The 21812-nt window shown below is 37.9% G+C and carries 17 protein-coding genes and 1 other annotated feature; of the genes, 11 read left to right on the top strand and 6 right to left on the bottom strand.

Features of this window, described 5'->3' with window-relative positions:
• Positions 1–33: 33 nt before the first annotated feature.
• Positions 34–1614: an alkyl hydroperoxide reductase subunit F gene (ahpF, locus tag E1I69_RS18040; RefSeq protein ID WP_136380950.1), complete on the bottom strand. Its 1581-nt coding sequence runs from the start codon at positions 1612–1614 to the stop codon at positions 34–36.
• Between the two features lie 12 nt (positions 1615–1626).
• The gene (gene ahpC, locus E1I69_RS18035) at positions 1627–2190 is read right to left on the bottom strand and encodes an alkyl hydroperoxide reductase subunit C (protein ID WP_136380949.1); all 564 of its coding nucleotides are present in this window, start codon (positions 2188–2190) and stop codon (positions 1627–1629) included.
• Positions 2191–2473: 283 nt separating this feature from the next.
• Positions 2474–2698, top strand: a binding site (T-box leader).
• A 46-nt stretch (positions 2699–2744) separates the two neighbouring features.
• Here ahpC and proB point away from each other — a divergent pair.
• The 5 genes from proB to E1I69_RS18010 all read left to right on the top strand — a co-directional run bounded on the left by proB (position 2745) and on the right by E1I69_RS18010 (position 8552).
• Positions 2745–3872 carry a glutamate 5-kinase gene (gene proB, locus E1I69_RS18030; protein ID WP_136380948.1) on the top strand — a complete coding sequence of 376 codons (1128 nt, stop codon included), beginning with the start codon at positions 2745–2747 and terminating at the stop codon, positions 3870–3872.
• Complete coding sequence (locus tag E1I69_RS18025; protein WP_136380947.1) at positions 3865–5109, top strand: glutamate-5-semialdehyde dehydrogenase; 1245 nt, start codon at positions 3865–3867, stop codon at positions 5107–5109. Before proB ends, E1I69_RS18025 begins: the two co-directional genes overlap by 8 nt.
• A 347-nt stretch (positions 5110–5456) precedes the next feature.
• Complete coding sequence (locus E1I69_RS18020) at positions 5457–6641, top strand: ParM/StbA family protein (protein WP_136380946.1); 1185 nt, start codon at positions 5457–5459, stop codon at positions 6639–6641.
• Positions 6642–6655: 14 nt separating this feature from the next.
• A complete protein-coding gene (locus E1I69_RS18015; protein ID WP_136380945.1) occupies positions 6656–7243 on the top strand; it encodes a hypothetical protein in 588 nt (195 codons plus the stop codon).
• 112 nt (positions 7244–7355) lie between these two features.
• Positions 7356–8552 (top strand): class I SAM-dependent rRNA methyltransferase, encoded by a 1197-nt coding sequence (locus E1I69_RS18010; RefSeq protein WP_136380944.1) that lies wholly within the window; start codon positions 7356–7358, stop codon positions 8550–8552.
• Positions 8553–8635: 83 nt separating this feature from the next.
• On the opposite strand, the gene E1I69_RS18005 is transcribed toward E1I69_RS18010, so the two are convergent.
• The gene (locus E1I69_RS18005) at positions 8636–10237 is read right to left on the bottom strand and encodes an acetolactate synthase large subunit (protein WP_242634632.1); all 1602 of its coding nucleotides are present in this window, start codon (positions 10235–10237) and stop codon (positions 8636–8638) included.
• Positions 10238–10370: 133 nt separating this feature from the next.
• On the opposite strand from E1I69_RS18005, the gene E1I69_RS18000 reads away from it, so the two are divergent.
• Together E1I69_RS18000 and hprK are read left to right on the top strand one after the other, a co-directional pair.
• Positions 10371–11213 carry a sulfurtransferase gene (locus E1I69_RS18000; protein WP_136380943.1) on the top strand — a complete coding sequence of 281 codons (843 nt, stop codon included), beginning with the start codon at positions 10371–10373 and terminating at the stop codon, positions 11211–11213.
• A gap of 218 nt (positions 11214–11431) precedes the next feature.
• Positions 11432–12358 (top strand): HPr(Ser) kinase/phosphatase, encoded by a 927-nt coding sequence (gene hprK, locus E1I69_RS17995; protein WP_136380942.1) that lies wholly within the window; start codon positions 11432–11434, stop codon positions 12356–12358.
• 86 nt (positions 12359–12444) lie between these two features.
• Here the strand turns inward: hprK and E1I69_RS17990 are convergent, their stop codons facing one another.
• A complete protein-coding gene (locus tag E1I69_RS17990; RefSeq protein WP_136380941.1) occupies positions 12445–13602 on the bottom strand; it encodes a pyridoxal-phosphate-dependent aminotransferase family protein in 1158 nt (385 codons plus the stop codon).
• A 150-nt stretch (positions 13603–13752) separates the two neighbouring features.
• Complete coding sequence (locus E1I69_RS17985; protein ID WP_136380940.1) at positions 13753–15153, bottom strand: purine-cytosine permease family protein; 1401 nt, start codon at positions 15151–15153, stop codon at positions 13753–13755.
• Between the two features lie 497 nt (positions 15154–15650).
• Between E1I69_RS17985 and E1I69_RS17980 the strand changes: the two genes are divergently transcribed.
• The 3 genes from E1I69_RS17980 (at position 15651) to E1I69_RS17970 (ending at position 19810) form a co-directional block, all read left to right on the top strand.
• On the top strand, positions 15651–16667 hold the full coding sequence (locus tag E1I69_RS17980; protein WP_136380939.1) for a DUF1646 family protein: 1017 nt from the start codon (positions 15651–15653) through the stop codon (positions 16665–16667).
• A 201-nt stretch (positions 16668–16868) separates the two neighbouring features.
• Positions 16869–17444 carry a uracil-DNA glycosylase gene (locus tag E1I69_RS17975; protein WP_136380938.1) on the top strand — a complete coding sequence of 192 codons (576 nt, stop codon included), beginning with the start codon at positions 16869–16871 and terminating at the stop codon, positions 17442–17444.
• A 314-nt stretch (positions 17445–17758) separates the two neighbouring features.
• Positions 17759–19810, top strand: a complete 2052-nt coding sequence (locus E1I69_RS17970) for an SGNH/GDSL hydrolase family protein (protein ID WP_161974931.1) — start codon at positions 17759–17761, stop codon at positions 19808–19810.
• Positions 19811–19896: 86 nt separating this feature from the next.
• Here the strand turns inward: E1I69_RS17970 and E1I69_RS17965 are convergent, their stop codons facing one another.
• Positions 19897–20499: a TetR/AcrR family transcriptional regulator gene (locus E1I69_RS17965; RefSeq protein WP_136380936.1), complete on the bottom strand. Its 603-nt coding sequence runs from the start codon at positions 20497–20499 to the stop codon at positions 19897–19899.
• Between the two features lie 179 nt (positions 20500–20678).
• Here E1I69_RS17965 and E1I69_RS17960 point away from each other — a divergent pair, with 179 nt between their 5' ends.
• Complete coding sequence (locus E1I69_RS17960) at positions 20679–21416, top strand: SDR family NAD(P)-dependent oxidoreductase (RefSeq protein WP_136380935.1); 738 nt, start codon at positions 20679–20681, stop codon at positions 21414–21416.
• The last annotated feature ends 396 nt before the right edge of the window (positions 21417–21812 follow it).

The raw sequence follows: 21812 nt of genomic DNA, 5'->3' as shown, positions 1-21812 counted from the left end.
AAGTGACTTTCATCTATATCAGCGATTTAATTCTTATTGATGAACTAATTTTTTCTGATCAGCCTCTTCGGCATTTGTATCCCAATTGTTTCGAATGATGTAATCAAATGCACTTAAAGACGCAGTTGCACCTGAACCCATTGAAATAATGATTTGTTTATATGGACTATTTGTACAGTCTCCTGCCGCAAATACTCCAGGAATACTTGTTGCACCTCGGTTATCGACAACAATCTCACCCATACGATTACGTTCGATTGTGTCATCAAGCCAATCTGTATTTGGTACAAGACCGATTTGAACAAACACACCCTGTAATTCAATATGATGTTCTTTTTCAGTTTCACGATCAACATAAGAAATCCCGTTTACTTTGTCAGTACCTGTAATTTCTGTAGTTTGAGCATTCGTAATGACTGTTACATTAGGAAGACTGTGTAGGCGATCTTGAAGTACAGTGTCAGCCTTCAATTCAGAATTAAATTCAAGAACTGTCACATGCTTCACAATACCTGCAAGGTCAATTGCAGCTTCAACACCAGAGTTACCTCCGCCAATAACGGCTACGTCCTTGCCGGCAAACAATGGACCATCACAATGTGGACAGTATGCGACACCTTTGTTTTTGAACTCAGCTTCACCTGGTACATTGACATTACGCCAACGGGCACCAGTTGAAAGGATTACGGTTTTACTCTTTAAGACAGCGCCGTTTTCAAGTTCAATTTCAACAAAGTCTTTCTTTTCAATACGTTTCGCACGTTGTAAGTTCATTACATCGACGTCATATTCTTTTACATGTTCTTCAAGGCTGGCTGCTAACTTAGGACCTTCAGTGTACTTAACACTAATAAAGTTCTCGATGCCTAATGTGTCCATAATCTGGCCACCAAAGCGTTCAGCAACAATACCTGTACGAATGCCTTTACGTGCTGCATAAACAGCTGCACTTGCACCCGCAGGACCGCCTCCAACAACAAGAACATCAAATGGATCTTTATCAGCAAACTCTGAAGCGTCTGGAGTTCCTCCAACTTTTGATAGGATTTCCTCTAAAGTCATGCGACCTCCGCCGAATGCCTCACCATTTAAGAATACGGTTGGTACTGCCATGATATCTTTGCTTTCAACTTCCTCTTTGTAAGCAGCTCCATCAATCATGGTATGTGTGATACCAGGGTTAAGAACACTCATGACGTTTAATGCTTGTACAACTTCAGGACAGTTATGGCAGCTTAGGCTTACGTAAGTTTCAAAGTGATATTCACCTTTAAGATCTTTTATTTGATCAATTAGCTTTTGATCAACCTTTGGAGCTCTTCCACTAACTTGTAAGAGAGCTAACACGAATGAGGTGAACTCGTGTCCAAGAGGGATACCTGCAAAGGTTACTCCGCTATCTTCGCCAACACGATTCACACTAAAGCTTGGTGTTCTTTCTAATTGTGTATGCTCCACTTTAATTTTTGAAGACATAGCTTTCAACTCTTCAACGAGAGACAGCATGTCCTTTGAAACATTATCGGAGCCTGCACTGACTTTGAGCAGTACATCATTTTCTAAAAGTTGAAGATATTGCGCTAATTGTTGCTTAATATCTGCATCCAGTATCATTTAAAGCACCCCTTAAATTTTACCTACTAAGTCTAGGCTAGGCTTAAGTGTTTCTTCGCCTTCTTTCCATTTTGCTGGGCAAACTTCACCAGGATTGTTACGAACATATTGTGCTGCTTTAACTTTATCAATTAATTGACTAGCGTCACGGCCAATACCATCTGCATTAATTTCTACCGCTTGGATGATTCCGTCTGGATCAATGATGAATGTACCACGGTCAGCAGCACCTTCTTCTTCTCTTAAAACATCAAATTGGCGAGATAGAACGTGAGCAGGGTCACCAATCATAGCATACGTAATTTTACCAATCGCTTCTGATGAATCATGCCATGCTTTATGTGTGAAGTGAGAATCTCTAGAAGCAGAGAATACTTCTACACCAAGTTCTTGAAGTGCTGGATATTGATCTTGTAGATCTTCTAATTCAGTTGGGCAAACGAATGTAAAGTCTGCAGGGTAGAAGCATACAATGCTCCAATGACCTTTTAAATCTGCTTCAGTAACCTCAATGAAATCACCATTTTTATAAGCTTGTAATGTAAATGGTTCTACTTGTTTTCCAATAAGTGACATGTTAAATTCCTCCAATGTTATATTATTTAAAAATAGATTATTAGTAGTATGGACTAAAAATCTATAATTATTACTTGTTTATATTAATTATTATATAGATATTATTATTTGTGTCAACGATAAAGCATTAATTATTATAATTAAATAGTATCTTCTTTATTTGTTAAAACATTCATTCCCAATTCTTCCTATAATATTATCATTTAGCAACATTGACATTGCAACAAATTTGATTCATAATATTCCTAATCATAAAACATAATTAGTAATGGACTTATATAAATAAGAGGTAATGATAGGGAACTAGTAAATAGTCCTCGGGTAAAAGAGAGTAAAATTCATCGGCTGAAAGATTTTACAATCCGCAATGCTATTGAACCTGTCCCTTGAACTGTTAGGTAAAACCTAACCGTCCGCCTGCGTTAAAGGTTTTCGAGTGGATGCTAGAATAATTTCTGGTGTCAATAAAGGTGGTACCACGAGAGACAACGGTCTTTTCGTCCTTTTTTAAGGACGGAAGGGCCTTTTTTTATAACAATTTGGCGGTGAATGAAATGAAGAAGAAACGCATTGTTGTCAAAATAGGGAGTAGTTCATTAACAAATCAAAATGGTGGTCTTAGTATTGAGAAACTACGTGAGCACGTTGATGCCATTGCACGATTAAAGGAACTCGGGCATGAAGTCATTCTCATTTCATCAGGTGCTGTTGCAGCTGGTTTTATGGATCTTGGTTATTCTTCTCGACCTAAAACTGTAGCAGGTAAGCAAGCTGCTGCAGCAGTTGGACAGGGTTTACTTTTAAGAGGCTATACGGAAGAATTCAAAAAACATGGGATTGTTGCTGCACAATTGTTGTTAACTAGGCAGAATTTCCTTTATAAAGACCAATATAACAATGCCTATGCAACCTTATCTGAACTGTTAAAACGAAATGTTGTACCCATTATCAATGAAAATGACTCAGTGTCACTAGAAGAATTAAATTTTGGTGATAATGACATGTTATCAGCGCTAGTAAGTGGTCTAGTACATGCAAATTTTTTAATCATCATTACCGATGTCAACGGCATCTACGATCAAAACCCACGAACACATCCGGAAGCAAAAAGGTACAATTTCCTTGAAACCATTCATGATGAACTATTAAGTGGTGCCACTGAAGCAGGTTCAAAAGTAGGCACAGGGGGAATGAAATCGAAAATTGAAGCAGCACGTACTGCGTTAGGTCTCGGGGTTAAAGTGTTTATTGGCTCTGGATTAGGTGAAGACAAATTTGTTGATATTCTTGCTGGAAAAGGGGATGGAACATACATCGGGAACTCCTCACTAACAGGTATGAATACTTCAAAGCAGTGGCTTGCTTTACATTCAATTCCAAGTGGAAAAATTGAAGTGGATCAGGGCGCTGCAACCGCTATTCTAAGACAAGGTAAAAGTCTTCTCCCAGCTGGGGTGACGAATATTATTGGGAATTTTAGAGTCAATGACGTGGTTGAGGTTGTGAACGTAAAGGGAGATATTATCGGAAAAGGAAAAGTCAATTTTTCTTCCGATCAATTAATAGAAATAAAAGGATTATCTAGTACAAAAGCAATGGTAAAGGTAAACAGTGATCAAGGTGTTGTCATTCATAGGGACAATTGGGTAAGTCAAAAAGGGAGGAGAGTTAAATATGAGTGAGTTAATTGAAAAAGCGAAAAAGGCAAAAACAGCAGCTGCAGTACTAGCAAAGGCGTCGACAGAGCAAAAAAACAAGGCACTTTCTGCAATTTCCGAGCAACTTATAAAGGAACAAACGTTTATTTTAGAGGAAAATCTTAAAGATTTGCAGGCCGGGAAAGAAAATGGGATGAGTGAATCCTTGTTGGATCGCTTAAAATTAAACGTACAGCGAATTCAAGATATGGCTGATGCACTTATTCTTTTAACAGAACTTGAAGACCCAATTGGACAATTAGTAGAAGAATGGGAGCGTCCAAATGGCCTTAAAATCGCCCAGGTACGTGTTCCGCTTGGAGTAATCGGTATGATTTATGAGGCAAGACCAAATGTAACGGTTGATGCATCAAGTCTTTGTTTGAAAACAGGAAATGCCGTTTTGCTTCGAGGCAGTTCAACAGCGATCCATTCGAATAAAGCGATTGTAAAGGTAATTCAGCACGCACTTAAAGGAAGTAATCTACCAATTGAAGCGGTACAATTATTAGAAGATACGAGACGGGAGACCGCATCAGAAATGTTTAAACTAAATGAGTATCTGGATGTATTAATTCCACGTGGTGGCGCAAAGTTGATTCAGACGGTCGTTCAGAACTCAACCGTTCCAGTACTAGAAACAGGGGCGGGAAATTGCCATGTGTTTATTGATGAAACAGCCAACCCAAATATGGCTATAGAGATTGCAATTAATGCGAAAACTCAACGACCATCGGTATGTAATGCGATTGAAAATGTTCTTGTGCAAAAAGATTGGGCATCCAACCATTTAGGGGAATTATTATCGGCTTTGCAAGAAAAGGATGTTCAAATCCATGGAGATGAAAAAGTCCAACAAACAGGAAAAGATATTATTCCTGCTTGCACGGAAGACTGGGGTACGGAATTTTTAGGGCTAGAGATTGCCGTAAAAGTAGTTGAAAATGTAGGAGAGGCCATTGCCCATATCAACCAATATGGAACAAAGCATTCAGAAGCGATTATTTCTGAATCAGTTGAAAATGTGGAACGATTTTTCACGGAAGTGGATGCTGCGGCTGTTTACCATAATGCATCTACCAGATTTACGGATGGATTTGAATTTGGATTTGGCGCTGAAATCGGGATTAGTACGCAAAAACTCCATGCACGTGGACCAATGGGGTTACCAGCTCTTACATCTACCAAATATACAATCCGAGGAAATGGGCAAATAAGATAAGTTAATATATAAAGTAGGGGATGTTTCCAAGAAATTTGGGGACACCCCCTTTTTATTTTTGGTGTTTACAAATCTGTATACACGTATACGAAACGTAAACGAAATGTGCACAATTCCGTTTACATGTTTACAAATCTGTTTACATTCTGTTGTGGAGCTTTGTGTACGAATTTGTACACAAAGATAACAAAAATGTTTACAAATAACGACATGTTTACAAGGTGTTTACAGGTTTACAGTTATGTTTCTTTTTGTCCAGAGTTATTGAGGAATCTAGTAATCTCTTATACCCTTTTATTAAGGCATACATAGCAATAAAAAAATCTACTAAAAGGGATGATGTTTGAATGTCTATATCTAGAATTGCAGCAGTTGATGTTGGAAATGACTCCATAAAGGCGATCTTTGGAGAGCTAGATTACGAATTAAATATACCTAATATAATCGCTAGAGACACGGAGGATCGTCCTGTAATTGGAATAGAAGAGTTAAATAGTAAGGACCCACTGGAAGGAATACATATTAAGGTTCACTCCCCTGCTTTAAAGGAAAATAACGTGATTTATCGTGTGGGCCATTTGGCGACAAAAAGTGGCAGTGCATCAGAATTGGATCCAGGAAGCAGTAAATCAGAAGAAGATCAAACATTGATTATGCTTTTTGCAACATTGGCATTAGATGCGGTAAGCGAAGAAAACACGTCTTCCTTTCCACGTTCAAAAAATGTGATTGATGCTAATTACACGTTGGGAACAGGATTACCCCTTCGTGAGGTAAAGGAAGGAAAGGATGCCGGATATCGTTCAAAGTTAACAGGATCCGTCCATCAGGTGGAGTTTCTTGTAACACCAAGATACCAAGGGCTAAAGGTTAATATCAAATTCAATGAAGTCAAAATTTATCCAGAAGGCTTTGCTGCCTATATTAATCTTGTAATGGATAATAATCTGAAGGTAATCAATAAGGATTTAATTGATAAACGTATTTTAATCCAAGATATTGGCGGACTCTCAACAGATATAGCGGTCATTCGAAACCGAACTGTCGATGACGATAAAGCACAAGGCTTTAATCTTGGGGTGTCTGAATCATTGGAAGCCATTAGAGAAGAAATTCGCTCCAAGCACGGAGTAGAATTAGATAGTCGCCGAGATGTCGTTGAAATTATCACTAGAAAAAATAACCGTAATCATATCATGGTAAAAGGGAGCAGGACAAGCGTTCATGACATAACAGATCGTATCCTGCTTGAGTTAGCAAAAAAGCAATATCGGTTACTTCGTAATGTATGGTTAAAAAACTCACAAACAGAAATTTGCTATTTTGTTGGTGGTGGGTCCATTGTGTTAAAAGATTATATCAAAACATTAAATAATAATCTTGATGGCTATAATATTGAATTCTTTGAAGATGAAAAAGAGAGTATTTGGATGATGGCGAACGCTTATTATAAGCTTATTACGGATTATGTAAGGAAGAATGAGAAGCAAAAGGTATCACAAGAGCCTGTGAAAGAACCAGTAAAGAAATAGAATAAGGTGATTCTATGAAAAAGTCGACCTCAACCGAGGTGAAAAGGGGTCAAGCGATATCATTTCGCGTACCATCCGATACACCAGATCATTTATTAAAGCATCTACAACGGTTAAAGGAAACAGAGAGAAGGAATTTTTCAAGTAAAATTGCCGAGTTTGTTATGCAGGGTGTGGGCCAGTCCTATTCAAAGGAGAGAGAAGTCATTACGGTTCCACTCCCTCAAACATTAAGTAAATCCCAACGAAATTGGCTAAAGCATGAGCACTCTGAGGCCTTGCTTGGAAGTATCATATATCATCTCTTATCAGATCCTGTTCGTGCAACTGCACTACTTGCTTCGTTAAATAGCAAATCCTTGGATTTGGACGAAGCTTTATACCTCCAAGAGGAAGTTACGACTAATGAGATGCAAGTTGCAGCTTCAAAGCAGGAAGAAGAAACCACTTCTATTCATGACGTTGATACATTCGAGGATGATTTAAATCAATTTAACTGGGAAACCGCAAAGCAAGATCATCCTGTTGAGGAGGAAGAAGATGAGGAGGTCTCTGATTTGGACGGCCTATTAGGGGATTTCCTTTCTGCGATGAATAAGTAAAAAAAGGGGCAGTTCTGCGTTACTTTAAGGTAGCGTGGGACTGTCCCCTTTTAAATTGGCATGGATAAAGGTATCATAGGTAAAAAGTAGATATGAGATAAGGATGAAGATCATGGGAACGGAATTAAATATAAAGGTAAAATCAAATCTTGTGAATAAGTATCGGGGAGGATACCCTCTTATCACAAAGCAAGCAATAAATGACGTCGGTTCTTTAGAAGAGGGCGTACTTATTAACCTTATTGATGAACATAATGCATTTATAGGTAAGGGCTATTATGGTAAGCAAAATAAAGGGTTTGGTTGGGTACTTACGAGGAACAAGGATGAAAAGATTGACCAATCATTTTTTGAAAGGAAGCTTAAAGCAGCCTTAGATAAAAGAAGGTCTTTTTTTCAAGATAAGGAAACGAACGCCTTTCGAGTATTTAATGGAGAAGGAGATGGAATCGGAGGCTTCACCATTGACTATTTTGACGGTTACTACTTAATTAACTGGTACAGTGAAGGCATTTTTACATATTTCGACCATGTGCTTACCTCACTAAAAAATCTCGTTCAGTATAAAGCGATTTACCAAAAAAAGAGGTTTCGTGCTGATGGGAAATTTATTGAAGAAGACGGATTTGTAGATGGCGAGCGAGGGGAGTTCCCGATTCTCGTAAAAGAAAATGGGGTCAATTTTGCGGTCTATTTTAACGAGGAGGCAATGGTAGGGGTATTTCTTGACCAGCGGGATGTGAGAAGAACCATTCGCGATAAGTATGCAAAAGGGAAAACCGTATTAAATACTTTTTCCTATACGGGGGCATTTTCTGTTTTTGCAGCATTAGGTGGAGCTTCAAAGACAACAAGTGTTGATTTAGCTAACCGTAGTTTGCCGAAGACGATTGAGCAGTTTAGTGTAAACGGAATTGATTATGAATCCCATGACATTATTGTTGAAGATGTTTTTCATTATTTTAAATATGCAGGTAAAAAAGGTCTGAAGTTTGATATGATAATCCTTGATCCCCCTAGCTTTGCAAGGTCGAAAAAATTTACCTTCAGTGCCGAAAAGGATTATAAGAATCTCTTGAAAGAAGCGATTGCGATAACGGAGAAGAACGGGGTCATTGTTGCTTCAACAAATAGTGCATCATTTGACATGAAAAAATTTAAAGGTTTTATTGATACAGCATTTAAGGAAAGTAACAGCAAATATAAAATTGAAGAGGAATTTTCACTACCTCGCGATTTCCAAACAATTCGAGAGTTTAAAGAAGGAAATTATCTCAAGGTTGTCTTTATTAAAAAGCTTAACGGATAGATGGGCAATCTGGTTAAGGGGAAATTTTTGAAGAAAGGGATGGTTCTTTTGTATTGCAGCAGAACAACCATCCCCATGTTGTTTTATGAACTTTGCATTTGAATATCGATCAGTGTGAGTTCATCGTCGCTATTTAAAGCATCTTTTAAAACTTTCTCAAATTCATTCAAATGAGTAGGTCTTACTCCATTCACTCCAAAGCTTTCAGCAAGTTTTAGAAAATCGGGGTTTCCAAAGTTGGCTCCAAAACTGTGAAAGAACTTTTCCTCCATCATTTGTTCCTCTAATTTTAAGCTCAAGTTATTTAACACAATTACAATAATCGATAACCCCAATCGTTTGGCAGTCTCTAACTCCGAAATATTCATTAAAGCCCCGCCATCTCCAGTCATACAAATAACGGGAGCATCTGGGCATGCGAGTTTGGCACCAATGGAGCCGGGTATGGCAATCCCCATTGAGGCTAATCCATTTGAGATAATGAGTCGACCAGCTTGTTTTGGTTGATACGTGCGGGCGATGGCTAGCTTATGGGCCCCAACATCAGAGATCACAATCGTTTTTTCTGTTGAATGAGTTTCGATCACACTAAGAATATTCTCCATTGAAAGTGCTCGTTTTCCTTTTATTTCTTGATTAATTTGATAAACTGTTTCAATTTTTTCTTTTAGATTTCCAGTTGGAGCCCATTGTTTAGATGGAAGTTCCAGTTGAGTAAGCGTCTGTAATGTTTCATGTAAGTCTCCAATTAACTCTGCTTTTACAGGGTAGTGTTCATCCATTTCAGCCGGTAGTGGATCGAGATGTAAAATTGGACGTTTCCTTTTATTCCAATCCATAGGCGGTTTCTCAATTACATCATACCCAATGACAATAAGTAAATCCGATTCATTTATTAAAGGGAGGGCTTCATCCTTCTTCATTAACCCAAATGTGAAATAATTAAGTGGATGGTCTTTTGGCAAAATTCCTTTTGCCATAAAACTATGGATAACTGGTGATTGAAGTTGTTCTACAAGTTTTTGGAGCTCTGCTACAGCTTCTTGCCTGATTATCCCGTTTCCTACGATTATAACCGGCTTTTGGCTCTGTTCTATTAAAGCTCGTGCTGCTTCAATTGCCTCTACAGTAGGTTTACTCTTTGGGATAGGTATAACCGTTAATGGCTGGGAGGTAGTCTGTTCTGGTGCTAGATTTTCTGGCAATTCAATTAAGACGGCACCAGGCTTTTCCATTTGAGCTTTCCTAAACCCCCTGCGGATTAATGTAGGAATCGTTTTTACATCCTTAATTTGAACGCTCCATTTTGTAGCAGGTTCAAACATTTTCACTATATCAAGATATTGGTGGGATTCCTTATGTTGTCTTTCAAAGCCTGCTTGTCCCGTAATCGCGACAACCGGAGAATGGTCAAGCGTTGCACATGCTATTCCGGTTAGAAGATTTGTAGCACCAGGTCCTAATGTCGCCAGGCAGACGCCAACTTTTTTCGATAATCTTCCATAAACGTCGGCCATAAAAGCAGCACCTTGTTCATGACGTACATTGATATATGTAATTTGTTTTGATTTTGACAATGAATCCATGAGATCAAGTGTTTCTTTTCCCATGATGCCAAACACATAATCAACACCTTCATTTTCCAAGCAATCTATAAGTAGATCAGTTGCCTTCATTGAACTCATCCTTTCGACCCTCATTTACCTTATCTTTCTCCTAGAATGAATTAAAAAACAATTTTTCTTCAACTTCTTTGAATGATTTCCATGATTAATTGTAAAATGGGGATATACAGTATATAGGATGGAGGCGGTTTGAGTGAAGTTTGTTGTGAACAAGGAATGGCTAGTTGAACAATTAAATAACAAGAATGTAAGAATAGTCGATTGCCGGTTTACCTTAGGGAATCCAACCCAAGGGGAACAGCTTTATCAGGAGAGCCATATTCCAGGAGCTTTTTATTTTGATTTAGAAAAGCAGTTGTCCGCGCCTGTATCAGAGCATGGGGGAAGACATCCACTCCCAGATATGGAGCAGTTTAAGCGTGAAATTGAAAAGGCAGGAATTGACCATTCAAAAATAGTTCTTGCGTATGATGGTGGCGAGGGCCAGTTTGCATCTCGCTTTTGGTGGCTGCTAACCTATCTTGGTCATGACAAAGTATATGTGTTAAACGAAGGGTTTAAGGGCTGGGTTGAAGCGGAATACCCGATCACAGTGGAAGTACCGAAAGGAGAACCAGCTTCATTTGAAGTTCGTATTCGTGAAGACATGCTGGCTTCTTACGAGGAAGTAAAGGAAATCGTGAACCAGAAGAAAAAGTCTCCCGTTTTACTAGATTCTAGGGATGAAAGTCGCTACTTAGGGGAACTTGAGCCGATAGACCGAGTTGCAGGGCATATTCCAGGTGCTATTAATAAGTGCTGGGTAGAAGGTATCAAGGAAGGCATCTTTAAAAATAACGATGAACAGAATAAGAGGTTTGCAGACCTAAACAAAGAAGATGAAATCATCGTTTATTGCGGTTCGGGTGTAACAGCGACTCCGAATGTTATCGCCTTAAAAATGGCCGGGTTTAAACATGTTAAATTATATGCCGGAAGCTATAGTGATTGGGTTTCATATGATGAAAATCCAGTAGCAAAAGGAAAAGAGGCATAATATATTTTTGGCAAAGGGAGTAGTAGGCATGCGTGTACCATATGATGAATTGAAAGGTTTATCTCAAGCTCTTTTGTTGTTCGCTTATAATTTTATATTGGACTAAAGGAAAAATGTTCCTGATTTTAATGAAAAAAGCGGTCCGACATGATGACGCTTCCACCGTTCATAAAGTATAATTCTATTTATAAAAGATTATCGGGCGGGTGAATGGTAGGATGAAGGAAATAACAGTAGAAGACTTGGTCCGCAAGTTTTCATTAAAGGTACTGGCTGGTGAAAGTAAGCTACAGAATCCAATCAGCCAGTCACGTGTGCATCGTCCAGGACTAGAGTTCGTTGGGCACTTCGACTTTTTTCCAACGGAGAGAGTTCAAATCCTAGGGAAAAAAGAAGTTACGTATTTACACAAACTCTCAAAAGAAGAACGTAGAATCCGAATTGGGAATGTTGTTCAATATCATCCTCCTTGTTTTATCGTTACATGTGGGGAAGAAGGGCTCACTTATTTAAAAAAACATTGTGTGGAGCAAGGGATTCCGTTATTAGTTACGAGAGAACCTGAAATTACTTCTGATTTTATCGTCAGATTGGATGCCTTTTTGATAAAGGAATTAGCGGAAAAAGTTGCTGTACATGGGGTTTGTATGAATGTATCTGGGATTGGCGTTCTGATTCGTGGGAATTCAGGGGTCGGAAAAAGTGAGACAGCCCATACGTTAATTCGAAGAGGACACCGACTAGTAGCCGATGATATCGTTGTTTTGAAAAAACTAAGTCCACAAACCATTCTGGGGACACATGATGAAAAGACTAAAGAATTTTTGGCTCTCCGCAGTATCGGGCTGTTAAATGTAGTTCGCATGTATGGACGTAAGGCATTCCAAGATGAAACACGGATTTCCCTTGATATTCATTTGACAAAATGGGAAAAAGACGGTTTGTATAATGATTTGGATCAGGAAATTAATACAATGGAGTATATGGGGGTTAAGATTCCCTCGATTGAAATCCAACTACAGCCTGGACGTGATGTAGCTGGGCTTATTGAGGCAGCTGCAAACAATTGGTATTTAAGGCAGCAAGGCTATAACGCAGCAGAGGAATTCATGAGTAGAATTGAAGCCGACATGAATCACGAGTAAGTTGGCTTTCCTTTTATTTTGAAAGAAAAAATGCCAGACCCCTTGTCACTAGCATTACATGAAAGGGGTTTGGCATTTTTCTTAGGTTACTTTCTTAATGAGGACAAGAAAACTTTTTGTGCTGCATTTACTCCAGCACCCGGCTCAAATTGATAGCCAAAGTCCTGTAAACCTGCTTCCATTAGGGAAACGGCTTGAAGGATATCACTTGGGAAGCAGTAGCCCATATGACCAAATCTGAAAATTTTTCCTTGTAGATGGCCGAGGCCACCAGCAAAATCAAGGTGATACTTCTTCTTTAAGTGTCCTAAATAGGCAGGAAGATCCAAGCCTTCAGGTGCGCAGATTGCAGTAATCGTTGGTGATGCATACTGATCATTCGTTAATAACCCGAATGATAATGCCTTCATAGATTCCCGAACCATATTCTTCATGACTTCATGTCGTTCAATCGTTTTCGAAAATCCGCCTTCTTCTTCGATCAAATCGCACACCGCAGAAAGCCCCATGATGAGCGAAATAGCTGGCGTATTAGGCGTCATTCCTTTTGATGCCCAGTCACGATAGCTTAATAGATTTAGATAATAGGCAGTAGTAGAGTTAGCCTCTATCACCTTCCAAGCACGTTCACTTACGGCCAAAAGAGCAAGTCCCGGAGGAAGCATCATCGCTTTTTGTGAACCTGTTACTAAAATATCAATACCCCATTCGTCCATTTCAGCAGGGGCACCGCCAATACAGCTTACACCATCGACGATAAAGAGAGCATCTGAATGGTTGCGTACGACTTCTGCCAATTCACTGATTGGATTTAATATTCCTGTAGACGTTTCATTATAAGTAGCAAACACAGCCTTAACGCTAGATAGCGGTTTCAAAAAGTCAATTAGGTCTTCCTTGGTACAAGCTTCACCCCAACTTTTTGCAAGTTTATGTACAGTTAAGCCATATTTTTCACAGATTGAAACGAAATAATCACCAAATGCACCTACTGTAATGACAACTACTTCATCTCCAGGGGAAACCGTATTTACAACAGCTGCCTCTAATGCTGCAGTTCCTCCGGAAGGAAGAAGTAAAATATCTTGTTTCGTTCCGAAAACAGTTTTGACACGTTCCGTAGTGTCTCGATATAGTTTGACAAATTCTTCTGTACGATGGCTAATCATATTTTGGGCCATTGCAAGTTCCACTTTTTTAGGAATTGGAGTAGGTCCAGGGTGTCTAAGAATATTAGGATACATCATTTATTCCTCCATTTCACAATTTTCATAAGATTGTATATCTAAAATTGATTATATCTTATTTTAATATATTTTCCAGGTGAATTTTGGCTTAATGTAAATGTTTACAAGAAAAAACCCTCTACACATGAAATGTAGAGGGTTAACACGTTAAGCGACGTATTCTTCTTTTTTAATATCAGTTGCTTCCTTCTTCACATAATATTTTCCTTTTGTAGCAATCGCCAAAATAATCGTTAGGATCGCTGCTAAAATACTTGCAAAGAATGCTGCCGTACTTTGTAAAAAGGTTCCCATAAATCCTAGTGCAGCTACAGTACCAAGACTGCATGAAATTAACAGTGCCCCAACACCGACGGGATTCCATTTGAATAAGTTCTCTTGTTTAGCATCATAATACCGAGGACCAATCTTTAATATTTTCTTAACAAAAACAGCATCGGTAACTAAAATAGATGCCCAAGATAAAAGGAAAACACCTTGGAAGGTCAAAACTGTGCCAAGATGATTGACTATATCGGTAAGCATTAGAATGATGGCAGAAACTCCGGTTACAACGACCCAAAAGCGTCTTCCGGGTTTAAAATGAAAAATATTTTCGAAGAAATTTGAAAGTGATAGTGAACCACTATAAATATTTGTAACATTAATTCTTACTTGGGTAATCATCGTAAATAGTGCTCCCCACATACCTAGAAGAGTAACGATATACACACCAGGATTTGGCTCACCAAGACGAACGCCAAACCAAATACCCAAGCCTCCCATTACACCGAAACAAAAGATTTGTGGAATAAATCCAATCGCAAATATTCCAATTTTCGTGTCCTTAGGTTTAAGAAATCGTGCGTAATCAGATGCTAGTAGGGGAGTTAATCCCATAATTCCATGCTGCATCCCAATACAAAGCAAGAGAGCAGTTCCTCCAACTTGCACATTTTCTGGCATGTAAGACCAAAAGCTTCCGTCGTATAAAGACGGTGTCATAGCTGCTACTATAATTGCGGCAATTAAAAAGAGGCCAAATAGTGGTAATGACCATTTTTGTAATTTATCCAATTGCTTGATTCCAAACCAATTTAATGGAATGACAAGGGTTCCAAAGAATAGAATTAAAGCCCATTCAGGAATAATAGGTAAGAATTCGTGGACTGCGGAAACTAAAATTAAGCCTTCAAGTGCACAATACATGATGAAGTTTGTGGCATAAATAATGGAGGTTAATGATGCGCCGATGTAACCGAAACCGCCACCCCTTGATAATAGATTGACGTTCATACCAGACTTGGCTGATAAGTACGCAATGAAAGTTCCAAGAATACCGGCAACGATGATCGCATATATAGCGGAAATGATCGCGTTAATAGCACCAAACTGAAGGGCCATAACAGATCCCATTTGAAAATAAAAAATAGCCGTTGCAATTCCGAATGTAATATTCGTTATACTTAACCAACTCATGTTTCTCTTGTTAAGTGGTACTCTATCCAAGGAATAATCATCACTCAACGCTTCGTTGCGATTTTGCTCCGATTGGATAACAGATCCCATCTTATCAACTCCTTTTTCATTTTGTTTGTGAATGATTTCACAAGAAGATATCCTGCAAAATAAATAGTAACGTACGGTTCGCTTAACCGATTGTAAGTATATCAATAAGAAAGTAAAGGAATCAAATGCGATAATCTAACGTATTTCGTGATAAGGACTCTTTAAGGATCTTCTAGTAGACATAATCTACTTATTTCTTAGAAATAGTCCCAAATCCCGAATTATACACCCGAATTGACATTAAATATGCGTAATTTTGATGATGAAAGGAATAAATTAACATGACAGGGAGTGTAGTTTTTCGGATTTTGGTAAAAGAGTAGGAAATGATATATAAAAAGTTGGACATGGAAAGTTTTTAGTGAAGTAACGTCTAAAAAGTATGTTAAAATAAAAAGAGTCGAGATAACGTTATCAAACGGATTATGTGAATCATTTCACGATATAAATACTATTAAATAGTAGTCGCGACACACTGGAATTGGGGGAAAAAAACTATGACTGCTGGACTTATTATCATTTTACTACTTGTTCTATTCTTACCTTTCGTTGTAAAACCAATAGAACGAAACTTAGAACCCTTTTTATTTGTCATGGGCTTTCTAGCGGCACTCGTAAGTGGAGTCTTTAACGGGGAATTATTTGTTCATGCCTTAAAAGACCCAATTTTCATTACGCTAGCTGTCCTTATTGCGGGCTTGTTATTCAAATGGTTGAAGAAACCGATTGAAGGAGCCATCTTAAAAGTAAGTCACAAAATGGACACTCGTCTATTTCTTGCAATCATTATTGTCATCTTAGGATTATTGTCTAGTGTCATTACTGCCATTATTGCTGCAATTGTACTTGTATCAATTGTAAGTATCTTAAGTTTAGATCGTAAGACTGAAATTAGAGCAGTAATCTTAGCGTGTTTTTCAATTGGATTAGGAGCCGTGCTTACACCAGTGGGGGAACCATTATCCACGATAACTACAAACAAATTAAATGAAAATTTCTTTTATCTCTTTCAGTTGATTGGTGTTGAAGTTATTGTTGCCGTTCTTGCGATAGGAGTAGTAGCGTTCTTTACCTTAAAACCAATTGAAGGTGATGGTGGCTTAGGAGGGGACAACCAAGCGGAAAGCTACTCTGAGATTGTCATTCGTTCTTTTAAAATTTACCTATTCGTAATGGGTTTAACATTACTAGGCGCAGGTTATGAACCATTAGTCAATCAGTATTTACTGCATTTACAACCAGGGGCTTTATACTGGATCAATATGATTTCAGCCGTTCTTGATAATGCGACATTAGCGGCCGCCGAAATTAGTTCATCGATGAGTACAGAAACGATTCGCTTCTTGCTACTAGGATTAATCATTAGTGGTGGAATGCTTATCCCAGGAAACATACCAAACATAATTTCAGCAAACAAACTTGGAATTACAAGTAAAGAATGGGCAAAATTTGGTGCTCCATTTGGTTTAGTTGTAATGGTTGTGTTCTTTATTTATTTGTTAATCATGGGGTAGAGAAAAGGAAGAAGGTCACTTGCTTAAATTACAAGCAAGTGGCTTTTTTTGTGTCTAATGATTTTAACTGGATTTGGTCAGAGGGAAGGCTAAGAAGTAGAGTTGAGTCCACCGTGAGTGAGAAGGTTATAACGTCAGTAAAACATTTCAGATTTTCATATTCCAGATTTGGTTATCCTAACGTCAAGGAGTGTGAAGATAGTGAATTCATTTTGTCCAGTTATGTGGCGGGAGGATTCAACGCCTGATGACCAAAAGGATTGTAAGGAATGCGGCTTGTATCAGCAGGGGTCAAGAATGATATGGGGTGAGGGAAATCCGAAAGCACCGATCATGATAATATTGGATAATCCGGGCGCACGTGAAGATCGAGAAGGTAATCCGATGATTTGTGGAACAAGGCAGACCTTACAGAAAGCAGCTTATGAAGCAGGGATAGATAAAGAGCAGATTTATGTTACGTATATTTTAAAAAGACAGCCCAAATGTGGCTATGATAAGGAGAAGACACGCAAAATTTGCATCAATCATCTATATGCACAGCTTGAAGAACAAAAGCCTAAGCTCATTTTATGTTTGGGTAATGTTGCCGTTCAGTCTTTTTTCGGAAATCCAGAGCTTGAGGTTAAAGGATTAAGGGGGAATTTCTATCAGATGAATGGTTATCAAACAACTGTCGCATACCACCCACTCGCGGCGAGAAGAAGACCAAATTTGTATCCACTTCTTCTTGAAGATATGCAATTGGTTGCGTCAGAGCTTCAAAAAAAGATTTAAAAAAGGGACGGGTTCAGATCAAGTACTAACATACAAACAATAGCCTATATAAACACACCTCTGATAGTTTTAGAAACCTTTTCAAGGTATTAACAATTCGGAGGTGTTTTTTCATGGAAAAAATATGTTTAGAAGATGATATTGTAAAAATAAAAAAATTCACATAATTATATTGAAATGGAATTAATATCTGTTAAACTTATATAAAGAACGGAAAGGGGAGATTGTTTCTATATTAAGAACATCAACTAATCTTTCTATTTGTAAAAGTAAGGTGGAGGGAAAAAAGAGAAAAGGGAAGGATTAGATTTAAGTTGCAGAAATTAATGAGACGATCACGTTCATTACTGATTATGCTCGTGGTCATGCTTGCATTTTCACCATTATCCGTACAAGCAGAAGGGAAAAATACAAATACAATTAATTACGTTGCGCTAGGTGATTCATTGGCTGCGGGTGTGTTATCTGATGGTACACTCGGATATGGGTATGTTGAAATGATAAAGAGTGATCTTAAGAATAACGGATACGAGGTAAATGTACATAATAAGGGTGTACCTGGAGCAACGTCAGGGGACGTTTTAGCTAGATTATCTGGAATCGATGAATTAGCAGATGCTGATATTATTACGATTAGCGCTGGTGCGAATGATATTTTAGCTGGGCTCAAACCAATACTAGATTCTGGTGTTAATCTTTCTGATTTAACTCTAGAAAAATTAGCGGAATTACAACAAGAAGCAGGAGTGGCTGCAGGAGTAGCAGCAAGTGCGAAAAATGGTGCTTCTAAGGAGATTAGTGAACTATTAATAGAGGAAACGAAAACTGCTGTTGAGAAGGTTGAAGAAGCTGTAACTTCTGCGGACTTAGAAATTTTCGTGTTAAGGGATTTACTAGTATCCGATCCAGAGAAGGGAGCTTTGCTAGATGCTACACTTAATCTTATTCCAGTTGCAAAAGACAGTGTAGGTAAAGCAGAAGCAGATGTAAATGCTGCAAGGGCAGCATTTGATACAAATACTCAAGAAGTGGTTGTCAAATTAGAATCCTCAGTTAGGCATTTAGAGGAAGTGGCCGAAAAATTAAACATAGTAGTGACGAATATAACAATGATTGAACCTATTAATGCAATTGTACCAATTCCAAATATCTTAAGTGTTAAAACAAAAGCAAATGAAGCAAGTGTAGCAGCAAATTCTGCAAAGACAAAAGTTGAATCAACTAAACTAGCAGTAATTACGTATAATGAAGCAAAGGCGAAGTCTGAAGCAGCACAACTTAAAGTAAAAACTACTGCAGCTGCATTAGCAAAATTAGCAGAAATTCCAGGAATCATCGAAAATATTGGTGTGAACACAGGGAAAACCTTAGGTGCTATCAGGGCAGTAAACCCAACAGCCAAGATTTACGTCATGGGTTATTATAATGCCTTACCATATTTATCAAGTGAAGTACAAGAAAGCATGACAAAGCAGATGCTCGATAATTTAAATGAGGCAATCGAAGTACCTACCACTAAATTAGGTGCGACATTCGTACCTGTTGCCAAGTTGTTCGAAGGAAACCATTTAAAGTATCTTCCAAACCCAACAAATATTCATCCTAGTGAAGCTGGATACAGAGCTCTTGCTAATGCATTCATGGCTCAAATAAATGTAGCATTTCCTGTTGTGACTGAACCTACACCCAATGAACAAGAAATTGATTTAGGGGAAGAGATTCTTGTTAAGTCAGATGAATTGATCCGAATTAAAGGAACGAATGTACACTTATTATTACCAGATAACCTTCCTGAAGGAACAAAATTGACGGTTACTAATACAAGTGAAGATACACTTTTAAAAGCGGAAGAAAGTAATTTAAAAAGCTTTGGGGATGCTTTGAATTTTAAATTTAAATACCCAGAGGGATCTGAAGATTATGAAGGAGGGTTTACTCTCCTAATGGGGTATGATGCTGACTCCCCTGACAATATTGCTATTTATCATTTTAATGAAGTAGACGGTAAATGGGAGATTCAGCAAGGTGAAAAGAATAAGGAGTTACATGCAATTAGCTTAGATGTAACACATTTTTCAAACTATGGTGTGTTTGCCCAAGTAGAAAAACAAACACCTCCTGTTACTAAAGATCCTGTAGACAATCCAGAGGATGACGGTGGGACACCGCCTCCTGTTGCCAAAGATCCATCAAAAGGACCGAAAGATGATGGTAAAAAGGATACAAAGAAAAATACATCAAAAGGTAAATTACCTAAAACCGCAACTAATTATTACAATTTGCTTTTAATCGGGGCTTCTTTGTTCATGTCTGGAGTTATAGTGTTCATCTTTACAAAAAGAAGACACTTAGTAATGGAAAAGTAATCTATTTATAGAATAAGGGAAAGAATGGGTTTAACCTACTTTCCCTTATTAATTTCATGCTAAAAGATAGAAAGAACACGCCCTATTTAATTGCCCGTATATTTAAATGAGTATATATGGGTTTTTGTTAATTCAATGACTTCCTCAATAAACTCCTCCTGTGACTCCTTGAAACCATTAGTAATCCAATTTTGGATTAGCCCGTAAAAGCCATAGGCTGTGTACCGTTTAAAATAGTCCATGTTGACAGGAATATTGTTGATCGTTTCAAAGATGAATTTTTCCTGATAAATTTTTAAAATGGTTTGTGGAAAACTTGTATGTAATCCTGGCAATGTGTCCTCATATTTAATTAGCTCAAAAAAGTTCCGATGCTCATCAATGTAGGAAACGATATGAAAAGATGGCTTACCAATCTTTGATGTAAATACTTTTTGTCCTGGTCTATATGGTTTTCCAACAGAATTCCACAATCCAGTCATCATGGAATCTAGCAAGTCCTCGGCTAAATCAATTTTATCCTGGTAGTGAACATAGAAGGTGCTGCGGTTATAGGAAGCTTTGTTCACGATGTCCTTTACAGAAATGGAATGATAGCCCTTTTCTTTGATAAGGTCGATGAGGGCGAGCTTAAGATGTTCTTTTGTTCGATTACGACGTTTCGATAGGGTATCTACTTCATCATTCATTTAAAAACCTCCCCAAAAAGACATTTCTATTAAAAGTGTCGATTATATAGACATTTTGATTTTTTTTGATGATTGTTAAAGAATATCAAAATAGTAGAATGAAATTGTGAACAAATGGTGACAATGCCATTTGCATGGTAACACTATATCCATATTATATATTAAGGGGAGGATTTATAATGGGGAAATTACAAGATAAAGTAGCGATCATAACTGGTGGAGCTTCAGGAATTGGAGCAGCAACAGCTCGTTTATTCGTTGAAGAAGGAGCAAAGGTTGTTCTTGTAGACTTAAATGAAGAAAAAGGTAAAGCTTTTGAAGCAGAATTGAAAGCGCTAAATAAAGAGGCTTTATTTGTAAAAGCAAATATTACAAGTGAAGAAGATGTGGCAAACATTTATAAACAAACCATTGAGGCGTTCGGTAAAGTGGATGTTGTATTCAACAACGCAGGTATTGGTCGTGTTCAACCATCACATGAATTAGAATACTCTGAGTGGAGAAATACAGTAAATGTAGACTTAGACGGCGTTTTCTTAGTAGCACGCGAAGCCATTCGTGAATTTTTAAAAGCAGATGGTGGCGTAATCGTGAACACAGCTTCCATGTACGGTTGGGTTGGATCACCAGGTTCAGCAGCCTATAACGCAGCAAAAGGTGGCGTAGTGAACTTAACTCGTTCCCTTGCACTTGAATATGCAGAACAAAACATTCGTGTGAATGCGTTATGCCCAGGATTCATTGATACTCCAATCATTCCTGAAGAAAGCAAAGAAGTATTGCGTAGTATGACTCCATTGAAGCGTCTTGGACAAGCAGAAGAAATGGCGAAAGCTGTGTTATTCCTTGCTAGTGACGATTCTTCATTCATGACAGGAAACAGCTTAATTGTTGATGGTGGGTATACTGCACAATAATCGATATATATTAGTATAGATAAAAAAGAAGGGGCATCCGGTCAAATTAACCCGTTCGGTTAAGGGAGGGAATAGTAAAAATAACTACTAAATTGTCAATGGTATTAGCTTATAAAATAGTGTATAAATCGGGTATTAAAATAAAGCGGCACAGATAATTAATTATCTGTGCCTTTTTTATAGGTTAAGAAATTCTGAATAAAATTATTTTTTTGAAACTTTTCCATATTTTGGTCGTATTAATTAATTGAAATGTATAATTGGAGGGGTAAAAATGGAGTTATCTAGAAATTATGAGAAAAAACATATTTTTGGTTCTTTAGCTGTCATTATTGCAGTATCAATTCCTTTTGCAGTGCCATTTTTTCCATTTATCATCTCAGATGTTATGTATGC

Origin of the sequence: Bacillus timonensis, assembly GCF_004799755.1 — a bacterium.
Taxonomy (GTDB): Bacteria; Bacillota; Bacilli; order Bacillales; family Bacillaceae_L; genus Ferdinandcohnia; species Ferdinandcohnia timonensis_A.
The sequence above is the reverse complement of the archived record's forward strand: the minus strand, read 5'-3'. Positions and strand labels throughout refer to the sequence as shown.